General features: G+C 36.5%; 17 protein-coding genes, 1 tRNA gene and 1 rRNA gene. 15 read left to right on the plus strand and 4 right to left on the minus strand.

What is annotated here, in order from left to right; genetic code table 11:
* Positions 1–10 precede the first annotated feature (10 nt).
* From rrf to LJC66_RS02215, 8 genes are all read left to right on the plus strand, one after another.
* Positions 11–126 (plus strand): 5S ribosomal RNA (gene rrf / locus LJC66_RS02175).
* An 11-nt stretch (positions 127–137) separates the two neighbouring features.
* Positions 138–214, plus strand: a tRNA-Met gene (locus tag LJC66_RS02180).
* Between the two features lie 139 nt (positions 215–353).
* Positions 354–959, plus strand: a complete 606-nt coding sequence (locus LJC66_RS02185; RefSeq protein WP_195695503.1) for a hypothetical protein — start codon at positions 354–356, stop codon at positions 957–959.
* A gap of 360 nt (positions 960–1319) precedes the next feature.
* Positions 1320–1817 (plus strand): GNAT family N-acetyltransferase, encoded by a 498-nt coding sequence (locus LJC66_RS02190; RefSeq protein WP_230931730.1) that lies wholly within the window; start codon positions 1320–1322, stop codon positions 1815–1817.
* Between the two features lie 248 nt (positions 1818–2065).
* Complete coding sequence (locus tag LJC66_RS02195; RefSeq protein WP_230931731.1) at positions 2066–3838, plus strand: extracellular catalytic domain type 1 short-chain-length polyhydroxyalkanoate depolymerase; 1773 nt, start codon at positions 2066–2068, stop codon at positions 3836–3838.
* 279 nt (positions 3839–4117) lie between these two features.
* Positions 4118–5335: a LysM peptidoglycan-binding and 3D domain-containing protein gene (locus LJC66_RS27905; RefSeq protein WP_308280718.1), complete on the plus strand. Its 1218-nt coding sequence runs from the start codon at positions 4118–4120 to the stop codon at positions 5333–5335.
* A gap of 208 nt (positions 5336–5543) precedes the next feature.
* Positions 5544–6305 carry a M15 family metallopeptidase gene (locus tag LJC66_RS02210; protein WP_230931732.1) on the plus strand — a complete coding sequence of 254 codons (762 nt, stop codon included), beginning with the start codon at positions 5544–5546 and terminating at the stop codon, positions 6303–6305.
* 229 nt (positions 6306–6534) lie between these two features.
* The gene (locus tag LJC66_RS02215) at positions 6535–6657 is read left to right on the plus strand and encodes a YjcZ family sporulation protein (RefSeq protein WP_230931733.1); all 123 of its coding nucleotides are present in this window, start codon (positions 6535–6537) and stop codon (positions 6655–6657) included.
* Between the two features lie 53 nt (positions 6658–6710).
* On the opposite strand, the gene LJC66_RS02220 is transcribed toward LJC66_RS02215, so the two are convergent.
* Positions 6711–7247 carry an SH3 domain-containing protein gene (locus LJC66_RS02220; protein ID WP_230931734.1) on the minus strand — a complete coding sequence of 179 codons (537 nt, stop codon included), beginning with the start codon at positions 7245–7247 and terminating at the stop codon, positions 6711–6713.
* Between the two features lie 160 nt (positions 7248–7407).
* On the minus strand, positions 7408–7581 hold the full coding sequence (locus tag LJC66_RS02225; protein ID WP_195695497.1) for a hypothetical protein: 174 nt from the start codon (positions 7579–7581) through the stop codon (positions 7408–7410).
* Between the two features lie 148 nt (positions 7582–7729).
* Here LJC66_RS02225 and LJC66_RS02230 point away from each other — a divergent pair, with 148 nt between their 5' ends.
* From LJC66_RS02230 to LJC66_RS02245, 4 genes are all read left to right on the plus strand, one after another.
* Positions 7730–8560, plus strand: a complete 831-nt coding sequence (locus tag LJC66_RS02230; RefSeq protein ID WP_230931735.1) for a GNAT family N-acetyltransferase — start codon at positions 7730–7732, stop codon at positions 8558–8560.
* 476 nt (positions 8561–9036) lie between these two features.
* Positions 9037–10488, plus strand: coding sequence for a cardiolipin synthase (gene cls, locus LJC66_RS02235; protein ID WP_195695495.1), 1452 nt, complete (start codon positions 9037–9039; stop codon positions 10486–10488).
* 174 nt (positions 10489–10662) lie between these two features.
* A complete protein-coding gene (locus LJC66_RS02240; RefSeq protein WP_025753600.1) occupies positions 10663–11154 on the plus strand; it encodes a YflT domain-containing protein in 492 nt (163 codons plus the stop codon).
* A gap of 75 nt (positions 11155–11229) precedes the next feature.
* On the plus strand, positions 11230–11457 hold the full coding sequence (locus LJC66_RS02245; protein WP_013055216.1) for a hypothetical protein: 228 nt from the start codon (positions 11230–11232) through the stop codon (positions 11455–11457).
* A 230-nt stretch (positions 11458–11687) separates the two neighbouring features.
* On the opposite strand, the gene LJC66_RS02250 is transcribed toward LJC66_RS02245, so the two are convergent.
* On the minus strand, positions 11688–11897 hold the full coding sequence (locus tag LJC66_RS02250; protein WP_025753598.1) for an alpha/beta-type small acid-soluble spore protein: 210 nt from the start codon (positions 11895–11897) through the stop codon (positions 11688–11690).
* A gap of 270 nt (positions 11898–12167) precedes the next feature.
* Here LJC66_RS02250 and LJC66_RS02255 point away from each other — a divergent pair, with 270 nt between their 5' ends.
* Both LJC66_RS02255 and LJC66_RS02260 read left to right on the plus strand, forming a co-directional pair.
* Positions 12168–13499 carry a prolyl oligopeptidase family serine peptidase gene (locus tag LJC66_RS02255; RefSeq protein ID WP_195695494.1) on the plus strand — a complete coding sequence of 444 codons (1332 nt, stop codon included), beginning with the start codon at positions 12168–12170 and terminating at the stop codon, positions 13497–13499.
* Between the two features lie 137 nt (positions 13500–13636).
* A complete protein-coding gene (locus LJC66_RS02260) occupies positions 13637–14635 on the plus strand; it encodes a LacI family DNA-binding transcriptional regulator (RefSeq protein WP_013055218.1) in 999 nt (332 codons plus the stop codon).
* A gap of 63 nt (positions 14636–14698) precedes the next feature.
* On the opposite strand, the gene LJC66_RS02265 is transcribed toward LJC66_RS02260, so the two are convergent.
* Positions 14699–15979: an MFS transporter gene (locus LJC66_RS02265; RefSeq protein WP_195695493.1), complete on the minus strand. Its 1281-nt coding sequence runs from the start codon at positions 15977–15979 to the stop codon at positions 14699–14701.
* A 428-nt stretch (positions 15980–16407) separates the two neighbouring features.
* Here LJC66_RS02265 and iolG point away from each other — a divergent pair, with 428 nt between their 5' ends.
* On the plus strand, positions 16408–17430 hold the full coding sequence (iolG, locus tag LJC66_RS02270) for an inositol 2-dehydrogenase (protein WP_050691411.1): 1023 nt from the start codon (positions 16408–16410) through the stop codon (positions 17428–17430).
* Positions 17431–17458: the final 28 nt, after the last annotated feature.

Below are 17458 nucleotides of genomic sequence, written 5' to 3' on the forward strand. Positions count from 1 at the left end.
CAATCTCTTGTCTGGTGGCGATAGCGAAGAGGTCACACCCGTTCCCATACCGAACACGGAAGTTAAGCTCTTTAGCGCCAATGGTAGTTGGGACTTTGTCCCTGTGAGAGTAGGACGTTGCCAGGCATTTTTATTATCGCGGGGTGGAGCAGTTCGGTAGCTCGTCGGGCTCATAACCCGAAGGTCGCAGGTTCAAATCCTGTCCCCGCAACCAAATTATCTTTTATACATACTTAAATATATCATTATTATCCTTAGGCATAGCCTAAGGATTTTTTGTTTGGCTATATTTATAAACACTTGTTTAGGTTATGATATAAGATAGTGATGCAGATTAATCAGGAGGTTTTTTTATGTTACAAAGTAATATTCAAACTTATATTGAAAAAAAAATGAACGTTCAAGGTCAATCTTTATCTCTATACCAAGAAGAAAAGGAATATGCGTTGCAAAAAGAGTTGGTACCGCAAAACCTGATGATAGAAGAAAAAGAGGCATCTTTACGTTTTAAAGATTCTTATATCGAAAGAGTAGATAAAGAAACGGACGAGCTGATCGCAGAAGAATCTCCTCTTTCATTTTTAGACACGCCCATTTCTTACTTGAAAGAACACAGAAGCGAATTTCTATATGTAGAATCAAAATGGTTCGAATTTATTAAGCTTGATGGATGTTCTTTTGAAGTGGATGATGTGTTTGGCACATATAAAGTATTAACGGGGCTACATATGCAAAAAAAATTCGGTTCTTTACTAAAACAATTTTTTGCTAAAGAACTTAATGAAAGCCCAACCAGCGTCCAGCTTTTATTTAATGATAAAGATGGATTATGGGATGTGAATATTGAGTTAGATGCTATAAAAGAGTTTAATGAAAAAATGTCGATAGGTGAAGTTCTTGTTCTTACATATCGTTTTTTCTTTCATCTAGTAGAGTATGTAGAGAACGAAAAAGCTTAAGAGATGATGATTACTTTCACTGTAAAGCATAGAACATAGTTTCTATGCTTTTTGTGATGAGTAATACGTAATGAAGTAATGAAGTAATGAATGCTAAATGAAGCTGGAAATACATTTACATCTCTATGTTTTTATGGAATGATAAAGAGTATCTTTACATATATGACTGCTATGGGTAAGGAACAACTATCAGGAATCTTTCTAGTTTTTTGAGAAAGTAGCTCACATATTAGCTGTTAATAGCACTCAGAGCAAGAAAGCTTCCGTAGGATGAAGTATAATATATACATACAGGAACTATTTTTAACTTTATAAAAATGTCTGCTGACGTATGGGATTATAAATAAAGAGGGGATGTTCATGTTATTAAGAAAAATAAAGTCTGAAGAATTGGCAGAAGTCTATCAAATGGGATATGCCGTATGGCCTAAAGGCAGGACGTACAAAGAGTATGTGAGAGATAATCAAAAAGAAGAAACATATGGAATTCGGTATGTATACGTAAATGAAGAGGATCAAATTATTGGTTCATTTATTTTGCTTCTTTTACAAACTCCTCGATTAAAGTTTGCTTTGCATGGTATTGGATCGGTTGTTGTACACCAGCTTTATCAACGAATGGGGTATGGCCGCGATATGCTTGAAGACTTTTTTAAAAAGATGAAGATAGAGAAGCGCAGTGCTATTTTTATGCTGTATAGCGATATTCTTCCTGAATATTATCATCAGTTTGGGTTTAAGGATCTCCCTTCTCATTTACAACGTTATCCTCAATCCATTGCTATGGTAAATTGCAGCGAGTCACAATATGAATACTTAAGTAAGCAATCCATAGAAGACATACCGGCCTATTTTTAAAAGGTATGTCTTTTTTATAGTATTTATCGGTACAATCGTTTACAATTTTATGTAAGCGTTTTCTTTTTGGGGAGATGAATGATTTTATTCGTCCTCATAACCGTAGGCAAATCGTGCAGTTAATATAAATTTTATTACATAAAACCTTGCTATCATCTTACTAGTAACTCTTATTCATTTCCATACCATACCGATATGTACGTTTGCTGCTAAGTATAACCATATCAATATAAGGAGGAAGCAGGAAGATGAAACGATTATTTATAGCAGGGATGATTTTTATACTTTTTTTATCTTTAGGTGCTGTATCTTCTTCAGCCGCAGGAAGTTTTACCTCTAAAACATATAACGGAAGGACATACAAACTGTACGTACCTAGCAGTTATCAGGGAGGTGCTGCCTTACCTCTAGTAGTTATGCTACATGGCTGTACTCAAGACCCTGATCAATTTGCAGCAGGAACACAAATGAATGAACTGGCGGAGACAGAGAAGTTTCTTGTTCTTTATCCAGAACAACCCTCTTCTGCTAATTCAAATAAGTGTTGGAACTGGTTTGATACGGCTCATCAATCAAGGGGAAGCGGTGAACCAGCGTTAATTGCTGGAATAGCCAATCAAATAAAAAGCAGTTATTCAATAGATGCCGACCAAGTCTTTGTTGGGGGGCTATCTGCTGGTGCAGCTATGAGTGTTATTATGGGAGCTACTTATCCAGACATATTTGCGGCTATCAGCGTTGGGGCTGGCTTAGAATATAAAGCAGCGACTAATGTGACAGGTGCTTATACAGCAATGAGCAGTGGAGGTCCTAATCCTATCCAACAAGGAGATTTAGCCTATTCAGCCATGGGAGATCATAAACGAGTGGTTCCAGTTCTTTTGTTTCATGGGACAGCTGACTACACTGTTGCGCCTATAAATGCGCATCAAATATTATCGCAATGGGCTCAAACAAATGATAGAGCGTCTGATGGGCTGGATAATAACAATATTGATGATACGGCAGATCAAACTGCAACAGGTACAGTATCTGGTGGAAGAAGCTATACGCAATATATTTACAAAGATACAGCAGGAAAAACAGTAATGGAAAAGTACATGATAGAAGGAATGGGACATGCTTGGTCAGGGGGAAGTACATCCGGTTCTTATACAGATCCTAAAGGACCAAATGCAACTAAATTAAGCTGGAACTTTTTTAGAAGCCATCCGAAAAGTGGTGATGCTCCTAATCCAGGAGATATATCCCCACCGGTTACAGCTGCTTCACCAGCGGGAGGAACGTATGGAAGTTCTGTTTCTGTCACATTATCAACCAATGAACCTGCCACCACTTACTATACATTAGATGGAAGCATACCAACTGTTAATTCTCTAAAGTACTCTGAGCCTATTACCATCAACTCTAGCAAAACAGTAAAGTTTTTTAGTGTAGACACAGCGGGCACCCAAGAGGAAGTAAAGACGGAAGTTTATCAAATTTCTGGAACTTCAGAGAAATCTTCAGTATTTTCTTCGCTTGCTGCTGAAGATGGATTTATCGGAAACTTATCAGCTGACGGTATGAGTAGTTCTATTCATAAAATTGGGGATAAAGGAATGTACAATACCGACACATACCGAACCATTTTATCTTTTGACACAAGTTCTTTACCTGATGATGCAATCATTACAGATGTATCTTTAAAAATTTATCGCAAATCTTCAACTGGTAATATTTCATCTTTGAAAGGCGATATTAAAAGCGGTGTATTTGGAACTAGCAGTGCTTTAGAACAAATAGATTATCCGGCTTCACCATCTATTTCAGCGGGCTTCCAAATGTCAGTGCCTTCACTCAATAATGGCTATACAACTATTCAACTTCCTTCCTCACTTTGGGGATATATGAATAGGACCGGCAAAACTCAGTTTCGCTTGTCAAGCTCAGGTCCAGCGGACTTTTTAAGTGACGTAGTTGACATTTATGGGGGCGACAATCCTGCATACGCTCCAACTTTAACTGTTTCATATAAGTAAAAAAACCTTCTAAAAGCTAACTGCTTTTAGAAGGTTTTTTTTGCTGATAAGTTACTTTTATCACCGAATACAACTCCAACTTTTTATAGAGTTTTCTTCAAATTTTGACATGATTTTGATGAAATTTAATCATTATTCAAAAATGAATTGTCAGAAATATTACAAGAAAATGTTTAAAATTAATTAAATCCGTAATAAAAGTAAAATATTCCTGTAATGGAAGTGAAATGAACAGGTGGTATCATTCAGTCATTGAGTAAATAAGGAGGTATTCGGAAAATGAAGAAATTTGTATTTACTCTAGGGACAACGGCAATTCTTTCAGCAGGATTTGTAGGTGCAGCATCTGCCTCTACAAGCGGAACGTATGAAGTACAAAAAGGTGACACTTTATGGAAAATCGCTCAAAATCATAATGTGAGCGTAGACGAGCTAAAAGATGCTAATAACTTAACATCAACACTAATTTATCCAAATCAGACACTAAACTTATCTAGCATAAAAGAAATCGTACATACTGTAAAACGTGGTGACACTTTGTGGTCAATCGGTCAACATTATGGCGTAACAGTAGAAGAAATTAAAGAATGGAACGGTTTAACATCAGACTTAGTTTTCCCTGGAGAACAATTTAAAATTAAAACGGCACAAGTAGCTCAATCTCAAACAGCTAGTGCGCCAGTAGCAAAGGCAGCTCCACAAGCGCAGCAGTCTCAAACGGCACAAGCTCAGCAAGAACAAGCAGCACAAGAACAAACACAAAAAGAACAAGAGCAAGCTCAAGTAGCACAAGCACAGGCAGCACAAGAACAAACACAAAAAGAACAAGAGCAAGCTCAAGTAGCACAAGCACAGGCAGCACAAGAACAAGCACAAAAAGAACAAGAGCAAGCTCAAGTAGCACAAGCACAGGCAGCACAAGAACAAGCACAAAAAGAACAAGAGCAAGCTCAAGTAGCACAAGCACAGGCAGCACAAGAGCAAGCTCAAGCAGCACAAGCACAGGCAGCACAAGAGCAAGCACAAAAAGAACAAGAGCAAGCTCAAGCAGCACAAGCACAGGCAGCACAAGAGCAAGCACAAAAAGAACAAGAGCAAGCTCAAGCAGCACAAGCACAGGCAGCACAAGAGCAGGCACAAAAAGAACAAGCAGCTCAGCAACAACAAGCTCAACAGCAGCAACAGCAGTCTCAACAGCAAGCTAGCGGCAAGTCTATGACTGTTGAAGCAACAGCTTATACAGCTAACTGTGCTGGATGCAGTGGTACAACAGCTACTGGAGTAAATTTAAAATCAAATCCAAATCAACGAGTAATTGCGGTTGATCCTAGCGTTATTCCATTAGGTTCAAAAGTATACGTTGAAGGTTATGGTCAAGCTGTAGCAGCAGATACAGGTGGCGCAATTAAAGGAAATCGAATTGATGTATTCGTTTCTTCAGATAGTGCTGCACAAGACTGGGGCAGAAGATCAGTTAAAATTACAGTTATCGACTAATACTAGTCTTATAGAATAGAAGTAAAAAGAGATGTCTTTTAGGAGACATCTCTTTCTTTATGCTTAAAATGAACGTTTGAAAAAATTAGGTCCGGGCATACTAAAATTTATAGTAGGAATTAGTTTATTATATTAGTAATTATTTCTTGATTTATATACAATGTTTGAGTGTCCTAAAAAGCTGAAAATATGTCAGGAGTATAGAAATATGAAACTTTATAAAAAAATGGCTTTACTAATAGTGCTGGGTGTTATCGCAGGATTCTCGTATCTAGGCTATCAGGGATTGTTTCAGCACGACGATCATTTGAATACGTCTGACCATAATCCTTTATCTTTTTCTAAACAGAAGCAGAATAGTATAGAAATTGTAGGGAACCCAGAATCCATTGCCGTGTTAGTAAACAAGCAAAATCTTCTTCCTGATCACTATGAACCCACTGACCTTGTATACCCGGACGTTCGGTTTATATTTAAAGAAAAAATTGAAAAGCGCCAAATGCGTACAGAAGCAGCAAAAGCGTTAGAAAGGATGTTTTCAGCTGCTGAACGAGAAGGAATTTACCTAGCCGGTGTTTCTGCCTATCGTTCTCAAAGCCGTCAAGAATCTCTTTATCAAGCGTATATAAAACAAGACGGAGAAGCGGCAGCTAATCATTACAGCGCTCACCCAGGCAGCAGTGAACATCAGACTGGTTTAAGTATAGATGTATCAAGCAGCACCGGTAAGTGCGCGGCTCAAGATTGTTTTAAAGATACTCCTGAAGCCAAATGGATTGAAGCAAATTCATATAAATACGGATACATTGTTCGCTATCCAGAAGGAAAGCAGCAGATTACAGGTTATAAATACGAGCCGTGGCATATACGATTTGTCGGAAAAGAACTCGCCTCTAAAGTGTCTAAGAAAGGAATTACGTTAGAAGAATATTATAATGACTACATGCAAGTTGATAATCCGGTTCAATAAAAAAGAAGAGTGATATAAACTCTTCTTTTTTTGTATTGCTGAAATATACCCTTACTTTAAAAGGTGGAATGAGGGAAAGATGTAGAGATGAACCACGGGGTGCCATATCCTATGCCTTACTAGTAAAAGAGTTAACGTTTATAAATTATAATGAATTTTGTGATAAAGAATACTCATGTTCGTTTTCATTTCCCTTCACATATTCTACAAAAAAGGGAGGTGAAAGAAAATGAGTTTTTACGGAGGTTATGGGTACGGATACGGATCAGGTCACGGAAGTAGCTTTGCGCTAATCGTTGTGCTATTTATTTTACTAATTATCATTGGTGCTTCATGGGAAGGGCACTATTAATAAGGTGTCTATAAATAAACTCCCTTGAAATAATTCAAGGGAGTTATCTGTTTTTATCTATAAGTAGGTAACTGTAAGTACGAAGTGCTTACATATCCTTTAAAGCCATTGTATTCTACAAAAGCCCAATCAAATGAAAGTTTGTTATCTTTGGAGTATCCCCAAGCTAAGAAGCTGACGCTTTTTCCTTTAGGAATAGTTGTTACAACTTTGTTGCTTGTGCTAGGCCCTGTGCGTAAATTAAGGTTAGCAGCTGTATGAACAGTAGTAGGGACTTTCATTAAATAGGAAGTACTGATATATCCGGTGCCGCCAATTATTTTAATGGCAGCCCAGTCTGCATTTACAAACTTGACTACTTCAATTTGATCTTTTTTTCTTAATGTATCAAGAATCTTTCCCTGAGTGCTAGGTTTTGAACGTATATTGAGTACGTTTGCGGTCACTTCATATACGCTGAACGATGCGTTTATTTTTTCTGCTGCACTTGCTGTTTGCTCGTGAGTGAATGGCAGTGTTCCAGATAGAGATGAAAAAGTAAAGCCCGCTGCTAATGCTAAAACCGATATAGATTTTGTAATTGTCTTCATACAAATATCCAACTCCTTAGTGAAATAGGTAATAACTTTTCTATAACACTAAGAATAAGGGTTACTTGTTTCTAAATTGTTACCAACATATATCCTAGTTGTAAATTTATAAAAGGTCTGTAAAAAGGGCTATTTCACAGACCTTTTAATAGCTTTATTGTTACTCCTCCTCGCGATCTTCCGTTGATTTGTAAAAAGAAAAATATACAAAAACAGATAATACTGTTCCATAAATGCTCCACAAAGCTAAAGCGAAAATAAATTCTTGCTGCAGGCAATAAATAATGGTTAAAGCAACTAGTGCAATAAAACTTATTAAAATGGTCTTTTTCATAAGCACCCCGCCTATTTAGTTTGATTACTCTATATGCTTTTTGATCTTGCTTTTACCCTATAATTATTCGACTATTGCGCTAAAGATGAAAGGAAAAAGTTAAATAAAGCCGAACTTATAATAAAAAGAGAGATGCAGGAGGATACGTATGTTAGAACAACATGTGTTAGAAGATATACAAAAGCTGCAGTCTATTTGCGAACAAGAAGAGCACATAGAGCTGAAGCTGAATTTTGATATGTTACGAAGTCGAAAACAAAATGAAGTTAACGATCTTTTTCATTATGAAGATAATCAGCTTGTTGGGTCTATTGGTCTTTATGGGTTTGGGAATACAGTAGAAATATGCGGAATGGTCGCTCCTAGATATCGCCGAAAAAGGATTTTTTCAAAGCTGTTTTCTCAAGCTTTACATATATGTAAGAAGCGTGGATATACAGAGATTTTATTGAATGCTCCTGGCGATTCGGTTTCAGGCAGGGAGTTCTTAAAGCAAATTCCATGTTCATTTACTTTTTCAGAATATCAAATGAAGTGGACAAAAAAAGAATTGGAAGATGATAATCCCTTTGTTACACTTCGCTCTTCCCAATCAGATACCGATATGAAAATGGAAGTGCAAGTTGATGTGGAATGCTTTGGTATGTCTTTAACAGAAGCAGCTGCTTATTATGAACAAACGAAAACGGAAGAACAGCAAATTCATTTTATCGTAGAGTACAATAGTCAATCAGTTGGAAAGTTAAGGGTATCTTATGATAAAAGCGAGGCATGGATTTATGGATTTGGTATTTTACCTTCTTATCAAAAATTGGGAATAGGAAAAGCTGCTTTAAAACAAGTTGTTTTAAAGCAGCTTCGGCTAGGATATGATATATTTCTTGAAGTTGAAGCGAAAAACAAAAGCGCTTTGCAACTCTACGAAACATGCGGTTTCAATTCATATCACGTGCAGGATTATTACGTATACAGCTTGTAGATAAAAAACACGGAAATCTAAGATTTCCGTGTTTTTTATCTACATATTAGATGATATGTGCTTTTTTGAGTAAATAATGAGAAAGCAGAGAAAAAGTGATATGCCCGTTGATAAAAACAGGGAAGGCCATACAAATATAATAGGAGCGCTGCAAGCAAGGATACACGTAAGAATACCTCCAATAACTGCTTTTCTAAACAATTGATAAGCCGTATACCCCAGGCTAATGCTGATAAATACATTGATGAGGCTAAGAAAAATAAAAGAAAAAAACAAATCATTTCCCCCTTGTTTTTAATACACTATGAAAAGAAAAAATTTACATTTTTAGTATAGCAAAAAATAAAAAACAATAAAATTTGGATACTAAAGATGAAAAAGGAAGCGATCTGTGTTATGTATAGTAAAGTGAATGAAAGCGTTAAAAACGGGAATGAGGTAATAAAGCAATGCAGTAGAAAGAAAGGAGTAATAGGATGGAATTTGCCCATATCTTTACACTCAGTGTATCTGTTGTAACAGCTATTAATATTTTATTAGCCGGTATTCTTATTTTCATCGAACGAAGAGATATAGGATCTACATGGGCGTGGCTTCTTATTTTATTTTTTATACCGATTGTCGGCTTTATTGTATATCTATTCTTTGGAAGACAGCTAAAACAGAAGAACTTTTATAAGTTATCATCTGATGAGCGGGAATATTTAAGATCTTCAGTAGATGAACAATTAAAAGAACTTAAAGCTACCCATGAATATCGAAATAATTTATTGATTCAACATAATAAACTGCTGTTCACTAATTTAAATTCTTCTAAGTCACTCGTGCGCACCGACAATGAAATTGATATCTTTAGTGATGGTAATCAGAAATTTGATGCATTGTTTGAGGACATTCGAAATGCTAAAAAAGAAATTAATATTCAATATTATATTATTCAACGAGATAATCTTGGGAAAAAATTAAGAGATGAGCTAACAAAAAAAGCAAAAGAAGGCATAAAAATTCGCGTTCTTTATGATGAAGTAGGATCTAGAAAAATGACGCCATCATTTTTTAAGGAGCTTGTTTCATATGGCGGCGAAGCACAGGCATTTTTCCCTTCAATTCTTCGCTTAATTAATTTTCGGATTAACAATCGAAATCATCGAAAGCTTTGTATTATTGATGGTGAAGTAGCATACATAGGAGGATTTAACGTAGGAGATGAATATTTAGGGTTAGATCCAAAAATGGGTTATTGGAGAGACACTCATTTTCGCATTAAAGGAGAGTCAGTGAACGATATTCAAGGGAGATTCATTTTAGATTGGCATCAAGCAACAAAACAGCCAATTGAACTGGAACAATTTTTGCATCGTACAGAAACTCATTCTGGAACGGTTCCTGTACAAATTGTAGCAAGCGGGCCAAACTCGACTACTCAGCATCTGAAAAACATGTATATCTCATTGATTATGTCGGCCAAAGAAAGTGTGTACCTTCAAACGCCTTACTTTATTCCAGACGCAAGCTTTATGGATGCTTGTAAAATTGCTTTATTATCTGGAGTAGAGATTCATATTATGATTCCAAACAAACCGGATCATCCTTTTGTTTATTGGGCTACGTGGTCTCACGTAGGCGAACTGCTGACGTATGGTGCGCATATTTATCTCTATGAAAAAGGCTTTTTGCATGCTAAAACGATTGTAGTAGATGATGAGGTGTCTTCTGTAGGCACGACGAATATTGATCCACGAAGTTTCAGTCTTAATTTTGAAGTGAATGCAGTTGTATATGACCAGCCTATTGCCAAAAAGTTGCAGAACCTATTTCTTGAAGATGTGCAATACAGTTCAAAATTAACGCTCGAACGATATAAAGAGCGCTCTCTTCTTATAAAATTTAAAGAAGCGGTATCTCGCTTGCTGTCACCAATTTTATAATACAAATCATTGATATCATGAAGCAGACTTGAATTTTTAGATTCAGGTCTGTTATTTTATTGATTTCTCCTTGTAAGGAGAGCTAGAGATAAAATTAAAAAGTTTTACCAAAAAATCCAAGGGTATTAATACTATAACAAGCTAAAAAATGATAATACCTAGGAGGAATAGAAAATGACAAAAAATGTAGTAGGTACGTATGATTCAGAGGCAGCGGTTATTACAGCGATTCGAAATTTAAAAACACAGGGATATCCGGACAGTGCACTTTCTGTCTTGACAAACAGTGGTCTGCGTCATGAAAATACAGAAGCGATTGAGCATTCTGCAGGAATTGATGTGCAAACAGTTGATACAGATCAACATTCAAAACACCATCAATCCTTTATGGAGAAAATAAAAAATGCTTTTACTCCATCTGAAGAAAAAATGGATCAAGATGTTAATCGAATCGAAAATCAATTAACCGAATATGGTGTACCTGCTGCAGAAGCTTCCTCATATGTATCTGATCTTAAAAAAGGAAAAGTTTTGCTGATGGTAGACGCAGTTGAGCATGATAAACACAATTCAGCTCTAGGACAAACAGTGACGCCTGCTGAAAAATCAGCTGACCCAATGAATGAAAAAATGTTATACGGCAATCACGAAAATAAAATAAGGTAATGTTGAAGTAACCAAATGCGATAATAAAAGACTGCGTTCTTAAATAAAAGCTAGTTAACGAAAGGAAGGGGACCGATGAGAAATCTAGAAAAAACGGAATATGAACTTGACTATTTAAAACAGCAGCAAGAAGTTAATCAAGAGCTCATCAAAGTTTCACAGTCTCTTGTTGCTACGTTAAAACAGTATGAAGAAGAACCAGAGAATACGGAAGTGTTAGCTGTTCTTGCTGACTTAGAAGGTCAGCAAGAACAGCTAAAAGCAAAGACCGAAAAGATATCTAAAGAGCTTGCACATTTATAAAATGAGATAAAAGAAGTTCCTATAGAAGGAACTTCTTTTTATATTTTATTATACACAATCTATGGTGAGAGAAAGAGAATTTTATATAACCGGATGTGAACGTTACGGGGATAGTGGTTTTGTTTTAGATACATATAGATGAGAAGGAACGCGATAAGAGATTATATAAAAATGGGAAAAGGAAGAACAGTTTTCGCTCTTCCTCCAGCCGTATTGCTTATGATAGTGATTTAGAAACGTCCGCCGCCAAGTTGCTGTTCAGCCATTTGCACAAGACGTTTTGTGATTTCGCCGCCTACTGAGCCGTTTGCGCGTGCAGTTGCGTCAGGACCAAGAGTTACGCCAAATTCACTAGCGATCTCATATTTCATTTGATCGATTGCTTGTTGAGCACCGTGTACTGCTAATTCGTTGCTGCTCTTATTTCTGCTGTTTGCCATCATAATCAACTCCTTTTATAAGGTTAAGATTATGATTTGATTAATAGATAGTTTTTATACATAAAATAAAAAAATTTTTTCAAGGACTTATAGAATATGCTTATTGGAATAAAGAACCAAAAGTTTCCGCTAGGTAACGGAAAATAATTATGTGTAGAAAGAGAGAGGGGACAAGTAAAATAGAACACAAGTAGGTAAGCGGTTACATATTGATTAAGATAGAAGGAGAATTTTAATATTCCTATTCTATTTAAAAGGAGGAGATTTGCTATGTATCAAAGGTTAAAAAAGTCTGTACTATTGGCTATTACATTGAGTTTAGCAATTGGCATTGTACTCTCTTATGAGAAAGCAGCGCTGGCGAAGCAGACGCACGAAAAAGCTACATCCTATCGTACAGTGACAGAGATTTATGACTGGGGAGCGGCGATCACAAAAATTATTATTGACTTAGGTGAACCTGTTCCAACCAATTCACTTACAAAAGAAACGTTTAAGGTGCATGTGGCTCGAAGTGATAGTCGATTAGAACCGTCTTTATTGGAACAAGGAGATCGTACAGTAAAAAAAGCCTATGTATCCGATAAAAATGGACAACCGGCCGTACATACTGGAAAATATGCAGTTTTAGAAATGGAAGTTGGACCAACTGTTTCATTAGGAGCACCACTAAATTATGATGAATATGGTACAGGATTAAATGCATGGATAGACAGTCAATATACCATTACTCAGCAAAAAGACATGATAACAAATGAAGGAAAGTTGTCAGGGCTTGTAGTGAAACAGTTTGCGGGAGAGAAAAAAGAACTCGTAGATGATTTTACAATTAAAAAAGGTATATACCAAAATATAGAATTAGCATACGCAAGTCATGCGCCGGCAAAGGATAAGAAAAAGAATCCATTAATCATTTGGCTACATGGTGGAGGAGAAGGAGGAACAGATGCAACAATTCCCTTATCTGCCAATAAAGCTGTTAGTTTTGTCACAAAAGAAACTCAGGCTTATTTTGAAGGGGCTTACGTTTTAGTACCGCAAGCGCCAACAAAATGGATGGATGGTTATACGGGTAAAGCGGATGGAACTTCTATTTATAAAGGATCACTGATGGCCTTAATTGAAGAATATGTTTCTAAAAACCCCGATATTGATTCCAATAGAATCTATATCGGAGGAGCATCTAATGGCGGATATATGACTATGCTCATGATTCGTGATTATCCAAAATACTTTGCAGCAGCATTTCCAGTATGTGAAGGACTAAATGATAGATTAATTACGAATCAAGATATTGAAAAGATGAAAGAAACACCTATTTGGTTCGTAGCCGCTAAGAATGATACAGTCCTTCCGCCAACAATTAACACTCTTCCAACTTATGAACGTTTGGTGAAAAGCCATGCAAATAATGTTTATTTATCACTATTTGAGGATGTGCATGACACCACAGGCTTGTATAAAAATAACGATGGTTCGCCCTATCAGTATAATGGACATTCATCTTGGATATATCTGTATAATAATGAACCTAAAGCTAAAATAAACGGAACCACAACAAGCATAATGGAATGGATAAGTGAACAATCGTTGAAAAATTAATCATTTTAAAAAAAGCTGTTGAACGTTGAACAGCTTTTTTATTTCTCTTTTAAAACGAAAGACTGTATCTAAAATAAACGATTGAATACTTTCGTGATAAAATAAAGGAAGAGATCACGAAGAAAGGAACAGTGAAAGTGAAACCAACCATTTACGATGTTGCGAAAAAAGCAGGGGTATCGATAGCCACTGTATCCAAAGTAATCAATCAGACAGGCCGTATTAGTGAAAAAACGATAAAAAAAGTGAATGAAGTAATGATGGAATTAGATTATCAGCCTAGCAGTGTGGCAGCGGCGTTAACAGGAAAAAAGACGTACACGATCGGTGTTCTAGTTCCTGATATCTCTAATCCTTTTTTTGCAGAGGTAGCAAGAGCTTTTGAGAATAGTGCTAGAGCAGCGGGATACACGCTTTTTTTATGCAGTACAGATCATCAAACTGCCCGCGAGCATGAATATATAGATCTTTTATTTAAAAAACAAGTAGATGGAATCATTATCGCAACCGAACTAAATGATACGAAGCTCGTAAAGAAGATTGTGAAGCATGATGTACCGCTTGTATTGTTTTCAGTTGACCATCCTTCTATCTCAACGCATGTAGTGACAATTGATAACGTTCGCGGAGGATATATCGCAGGTACGTATTTAATAGAAAAAGGTCATCAATCGGTAACGATTATGACTGAAAAAGATAGAAAAAGCAGTGAGGGGCGATTAGCGGGATTTAAACAAGCGCTCACAGAAGCAAATTTATCACTAGAAAATCAGTCCATTATCAGCTGTTATTCAACAGTAGAAGATAGCAGGAGAGCAAGTAAACAGCTGCTTTCCTTGCCTAATAGGCCCACAGCAGTCTTTGCATGTACAGATCTAATTGGGGTATCGCTCATAAACGAGGCAAGGAAGCAGGGGCTTTCGATCCCGGGAGACCTGTCGGTAATTGGATTCGATAATACGATTTATGCCGATATTGCTGAGCCGGGTTTGACAACGATTGAACAACCCATTTCTCAGATGGCTACTAGTACGTTTGAACAGCTGTTGAAGTCTATGAAAAAAGAAGAGCATGCGAAACAGCGAGTAACGATTATTCCCGAACTAGTAGAACGTGCGTCGGTAAAAAAGTTATAAAATAGAGAAGGTAAAAAAGCTGCAGGTGTTGAGACACCTGCAGCTTTTTCTGCTTAAGCATATTTATAGAGAGACCGGACTTTTGACTTCGTTTATTGTTTCGCCTTTAATAGTTGTCTCTGTTGGCATCGTAAGGAAACCAGTTAGAAAAGCACCAAAGAAGTATAAGCAAGCAAAGATCCAAATTACGCCGCCCGTGCCCAAAAGACCAATAAAAACGGTTACAATTAAAGGGCCTACAAAAGCAGAAAGTCCAGATCCTAAGTTCAACACAGACATTGCAGCTCCTTTATTCTCCGGAGCCAAAGAAGGCACTAACGCTGTAAGAGGGACATAACCTGCTAGTGTTGCACCGTAACAGCATGCGACAATCATCATTACCCAATAATTATGTCCGACGAATTGCGGTACATAGTAGAGAGCAAGTGTTACAATTCCGCATCCAACTCCGCCAAACCACTTGATTGTATTTACCCAGCCAAACTTATCTCCAACAATACCAAAAATAATATTAAAAGCCATATTCACAAAAAACAATGTACCCCAGATTTGCAACCATTCACTCATCGTAAAATCATGTTTCATCATATATGTTGGCAAGAAAACAACAAATCCAAATTGAGCAGCAGAGTTAATAATCTTTACGATGCCGCCAATCCCTACTTTAGGGTTCTCAAATGCAATTGTAATCCCTTTCATTAATTCTTTTGTTTTATTATCGTTTACTTTTTGTACGGTAAACTTGTCTTTATTCATAATAATCGAAAAGATTCCACCGATCAAAACAAAAAGTAAACCACTCCACAAGGTAGCGATTTCGCCAATTTTTGGAACCATATAACTTGAGTAAAAGGCTCCAATTACGCTTAATCCAAGCTGGAAGACAAACCAAAACCAGCCTACTGCTTTTGAAAGCATTTCCTGGGGCGTGCGGTAAGACACCCAGACCAAGAACGAGTAAGCAAATAAAGGGTAACCAAATCCTCTAAGGGCATAACAAATTAGTATAATTGTGTAATTCATAATATGAAGTCCTAAACCTATAAATCCAATTGAACCAATAATAAAGGATATCAAGCCGAATGCCATTGCTTTTCTAGGACCCCACAGCTGAACCAGTACGCCGGAGAACCAGGAAGAAACAGAGACCGTAATGCCGTAAACAGTAAACAGTAAAGCAGCATGTTCAATGGTTAAACCTTGTTCTACAAGATAAGGAGATAACCATCCTTGTTCTAAACCATCGCCAATCATAAAAACAATAATACCTATGTATCCCCACGTTAAATGAGAAGGGATACCAATCTTGTCTAAAGCCGTTTTTCTGGAAATAAATTCATTCATTTTCCACACCACCAGATCGATTATTTTGTGTAAAACATCAAACTAATTTGGTTAAGCGCTTAATCTATTTGATAAAAAGTATACGCTTACATTTTTTGAACGTCAATTAAAATTTTAAATATATATAATTTTCAATTAAATGATTTTAATCATAAAAATATTAGTAAGTAAGGCAATAATCACTGAATTCATGATAAAAATACTTAAATATAGAGAATTTCTTTATGTTTCATTGATAAATAGATAAAAAATAAAAATAGTTTTTTATAGTATGCATTCAGATTATTAAAAAACAAATATTCTAAATAATCTATAAAAATGTTTGCATTTCAGAAAACGTTATGTATAATTAGAATCAGGAAAGCGCTTAACCTATATAGAGGTTTGAGTGAATGTTTTCTTAACTTTTAATTAAAGGGGAAAATAAGATGGGGATTCTTACAATTGGAATAATTGGTGCTGGACGCATAGGGAAATTACACGTTGATAATTTAAAATTAATGCCGCAAATAAAAATTAAAGCGGTTTCAGATGTGGTAGTAGATCATTTACATGAATGGGCTGCAAGTAAAGAAATTTCGACGTTAACAACAAATTATCAAGATTTATTAGCTGATCCAGAAATTGATGCCGTTTTCATTTGTTCGCCAACGAATACGCACGCATCGATTATTAAAGAAGCAGCTCGAGCGAAAAAGCATATTTTCTGTGAAAAGCCCGTTAGTTTTTCAGTAGAAGAAACAATCCAAGCGTTAGAAGTAGTAAAAGAACATGGAGTGCAGCTTCAAGTTGGCTTTAATCGACGCTTTGATCCCAACTTTAAAAAAGTGCATGATCTTGTACAGCAAGGAGAAGTAGGACAGCCGCACATTTTAAAAATCACCTCCAGAGATCCTCAGCCTCCAAGTCCGGAATACGTTCGCGCTTCAGGAGGATTGTTCATGGATATGATGATTCATGATTTTGATATGGCTCGTTATGTAATGGACAGTGAAGTAATTGAAGTATCGGCTTACGGCACGACGCTTATCGATCCTGCTATTGAAGAAGCAGGGGATATAGATACGGCAATTGTGTCATTAAAATTTGCAAATGGAGCTTTAGGTGTAATCGATAACAGTCGTCAAGCTGTCTACGGTTACGATCAGCGCCTTGAAGTTTTTGGTGAAAAAGGTGCAGCTGCTGCTGACAATTGTCGTCCTACTACAGTAGAAATATCAACAGGCGAAAGTGTAGTCAAAGAGAAGCCGCTGTATTTCTTTCTTGAGCGCTATACACAAGCGTACATAGCGGAAGTGACACAGTTTGCAAGAGCAATTATGGAAAAACAAAGCGTTATTTGTACAGGGAACGATGGATTACAAGCAGAACGAATTGCTAAAGCAGCAAAAGAATCTTTACTATCCGGGCAGCCAGTGAAGATTGAACATAAAAAATACGCAGTGAATTAATGACAGTAAACGTGGGGATGAAAGAAAT

Origin of the sequence: Priestia sp. TSO9 (genome assembly GCF_021029645.1) — a bacterium.
Lineage (GTDB): Bacteria > Bacillota > Bacilli > Bacillales > Bacillaceae_H > Priestia > Priestia megaterium_E.